The 2,723-nt window shown below is 65.3% G+C and carries 1 protein-coding gene and 1 pseudogene; both read right to left on the minus strand.

Annotated elements, in window-relative coordinates; all coding sequences use genetic code 11:
- Positions 1–2,249: AGE family epimerase/isomerase (locus tag N181_RS07965; protein WP_037436968.1), on the minus strand; the 2,249-nt coding region annotated here is incomplete at its 3' end.
- 29 nt (positions 2,250–2,278) lie between these two features.
- Positions 2,279–2,723: pseudogene (locus N181_RS07970) on the minus strand (phosphomannomutase/phosphoglucomutase); the annotation flags it as partial.

Consider the following 2,723-nt stretch of genomic DNA (forward strand, 5'->3'; position numbering starts at 1 on the left):
GCAGGCAATTGGTAGAAGATTACCGCCCCTTCCGTTTTGTCGAGATACTGCATGAGCGCCGTTACCAGGTGATAAAAGATGGACGCCGGGACTTCGGTCGCGACGACCCTGCCCTTTTCATCGATGCGGTCGATCCACATGCCGAGCGGTGCCGGGTCGATGTGCCAGCGGAACAGGTGAGCAACGCGGGCCTCGATTTCCGGCTTGAGGTCTGGGCCGCCAGTGCCTTCAAGCGCGATCGCGGCCTTGATCGCCTCGGCCTGCGGCCAGCTGCGCGAGATGAGATCGAGTGGCAGGGCGGAGCGCGACACAGCGCCATAGGCCAGTCCGGTCGAGCGGTTGAGGCCGTTGGCAATCGCGGAGGCGTAGAGTTTGCGGGCAAAGGGAATGAGATCCGTCTGTCTGCTCTTGGCGACGAACTCGACGAGCAGCGAGGCCCATTCGAAGTGATGACCGGGCTCGGTCCATTGGCCCTGCTCGCCGGCGGCCGGCCTCCAGGCATCGTCGAAATATTCCCCGAGCGTCCAGCTTTCGACGTCGAAGAAGTGGCTGCGGAACAGATCGATGATGCGGGCGGCCCGGCGCAGGTAGCCGCGCTCGCCGGTTGCCGTGTGCCAGGCCAGGAAGGCTTCGAGCAGGTGCATGTGCGGGTCCGTGCGGCGCAGTTCGGTGCCGTCGGAGGTCTCCAGGAAGCCGGTCAGCCTCTCGTCCTCCAGATGCGTGTCGAGGAAGGCGAAGGTCTCCTGGCCGAGCCGCAAGGCATCTGGATTGCCTGCCTGATAGGCGTAGGCGAGGGCGAGGAGGACACAGGCATGATCGTAGGCGTCCTCGCAGCCGTCGGCGATCGTGCCGTCGACATGAAGCACGCGCGCCCAGCCGCCGCGCTTCGTACGGCCCCTCTGCATGAATTCGATGCCGTGCGCGATCAGCCGATCGGCATCGCCGTCCCAGCCGCGCAACTTGGCCACGGAAAAGGCGTAGACCTGACGGGCCATGGTTCGCATCCGCTTCGGCCTGATCAGCGGAGCGGCCTCGAAGCTCAGCGCTTCGTGGAAGCCGCCATGGTGCTCGTCGACACCCGCTGTCGACCACAGCGGCAGTGTCTCTTCGAACAACCAGTGGGCGACCCGCTGCCGCCAGGCGCCGGGCAGCAGCACGCGGTCGTGGGCTGGCGTGAACTTCGTTTCCAGCCGCCCGCTCTTTTCCAACTGCTCGACGATGCGTTTGACGTCCTGGCTCTTGTCCACCGGCGCCACGAAGGTCGCGTCAGCCGTCGCCACGATCGCGATGTCCTTAAGCCCGATCACCGACAGCAGCCGGCCCTGGCTGCGCAGGTAGGAGTGCTCGCAGTCAATCGCGACGACGTCGCCGATCACCACATTTCCGCTCGCTTCGGTCCGGCTGACGTCGAGCAACGACTGCCAGGAGCCGAGATCGCTCCAGCGGAAGCTCGCCGGTACCATGGCGATGCCGCTGGCATGCTCCATGATGGCATAGTCGATCGACACCGAGGGTATTGCCGAATAGAGCCCGAGCGGCAGATAGGTGCCCGACACTTCGCTCGCCGCCGCCGCGAAGGCGCGCTCAGTCGTTTTCCAGATTTCCGGCTGGTGCTTGCGGAATGCCGCGCGCATGGTCTCGGCGCGGAACAGGAAGATGCCGGCGTTCCAGAAGAACGTTCCGGCAGCCACATATGCCTTCGCCGTCTCCAGGTCTGGCTTTTCGACGAAGCGCGCCACATCGCGAACATCACCCTCCCCCATTGCCTCGATATAGCCGTAGCCGGTTTCCGGCTGGCCCGGCGGGATGCCGAAGATGACAAGCCTGCCGGCTTCGGCGGCCGGGACGCCCTTTTCCACCGTGTCCCAGAACTGCTCATCCGTCGAAATCTCGTGGTCGGAGGGCACCACCAGAACCAGCCCGTCGCCGTGGACGAGGAGGGTCTCGAGTGCGGCTACCGCTACGGCGGCCGCGGTGTTGCGGCCGATCGGCTCGAATATCGCGCGGCCGCCTGCCAGATCGATGTTGGCCATATCGGCGCGCACCCGCTCGGCATGGCGCTCCGAGGCAATCAGGTTCACCGGCGTGTCTCCGGCCGGTCGCGCTCTCAGTCGCAGCACCGTTCGGACCAGCATGGAGCCGTTGCCGGCAAGGTCATGGAACTGCTTGGGATTGTCCTCGCGCGACAGCGGCCAAAGCCGTGAGCCGATGCCGCCGCTCATCACAAAACAGGAAATCCGCGCAACCATTCTGTCGCCCCTTCCGTTACCGCCGGCAGCTAGATGGTCTGGTTGTAGGCACCGACCTCCGCATGCTCCCTGAGCACGCGGTCGACCGCCTCGAACATGGCGCGTTGGCGCGCTTCCGAGACCGGGCTTTCCACCACGACGACAAGCTCCGGCTTGTTGGAGGAGGCCCGCACCAGCCCCCAAGTGCCGTCCTCAACCACCACGCGCACGCCGTTGACGGTGACGAGGTTGGCTATCTTGTGACCCGCAATCGGCAGCCCATCACGCTGCATCGTCCTGAACCGCTCCACGACGCGCTCGACCACGGCATATTTCACTTCATCGTCGCAATGCGGCGACATGGTCGGCGAGCCCCAGGTCACCGGCAGCGCCCGGTAGAGCTGGGCCATGCTTATTCCTGGATTGCGGTCGAGCATCTCGCAGACCGCGAGTGCGGTGATCAGCCCGTCGTCATAGCCGCGCCCGAGAGGCGGG

This window comes from Sinorhizobium fredii USDA 205 (genome assembly GCF_001461695.1).
Lineage (GTDB): Bacteria > Pseudomonadota > Alphaproteobacteria > Rhizobiales > Rhizobiaceae > Sinorhizobium > Sinorhizobium fredii.